Source organism: Nocardiopsis protaetiae (genome assembly GCF_045446735.1).
Lineage (GTDB): Bacteria > Actinomycetota > Actinomycetes > Streptosporangiales > Streptosporangiaceae > Nocardiopsis > Nocardiopsis protaetiae.
In genome coordinates this window covers 1-792 of the sequence record NZ_JBJJBV010000559.1, presented here as the reverse complement: position 1 = coordinate 792, position 792 = coordinate 1, and the positions used below count along the sequence as shown (strand labels likewise).

At 65.9% G+C, this 792-nt stretch carries 1 protein-coding gene; it reads right to left on the bottom strand.

Annotated features, from left to right (window positions below; all coding sequences use genetic code 11):
* Positions 1–373 (bottom strand): WXG100-like domain-containing protein (locus tag ACJOT3_RS34675; protein ID WP_406977353.1); only part of this gene is annotated, 373 nt, incomplete at its 3' end.
* Positions 374–792: the final 419 nt, after the last annotated feature.

The window sequence follows — 792 nt, the reverse complement described above, 5'->3', positions numbered from 1 at the left end:
CGATGGCGAACGCGATCTCGGCCAGCAACGCGACGAGTTGGCCCCAGATCATCATGACCATGTACTCGGCGGTGGCGGCGCCCTCGCGCATGCTGCGGGACATGGTGGTGGCCAGGTCGCCTGCTTGGCCGACGTAGTCGTTGCGGCCGGTGGTGAACTGGTCCAGGGCGCGGGAGTAGTACTCCGAGGTGCGTCCGTCGAAGGTGTCCTGGACCCTGCGCCGGGACGCGGCGATCATCGGCCCGAGTTCGTTGAGGCGGCGGGCCATGTCGGCGTAGTGCTCACCGAGTGCGCGCATGGCGGCGGGGTTGGCGGTGGGGTACTGGATGCCCGTCAGGCCGTAGAGGAGATTCCTGGCCTCTTGTGTGGGCATGGACCACCCCCTCCACCTCACGGGGCCTTCGGCCGCTCCGTATCACCCGCGTTAACCATGGATACGCACGAAGTACGCGAATGGTGCCATCATGCTCTGAATCACAGTGGTTCGGGAGGAAGACGTTAACACTCTTTCCGGAGCCGGGGAATAGTCGATAACCCGTGGTCGGTGCTGATAGGCGCGTCCGCCACGGGGTTCCCGCACCCGCTCGCGGGGCGGTCCGGGGCCGAGAGCGCGGGGCGCGCCTCCGGCCTCCTGGTAAAGGCGCAGTTGGCGGCTTATTACCCCCGGGTTTCCCTGGGTGTCGCCGAGCGCCCGCGCGGGCGGCGGCCTCGGTGGCACGTGCTCGGGACCCTCGGTGAAAAGCGGAAGAAAGGGACAAAATGGGATAAAGAAGAAAATCTCCTTTATCGTTC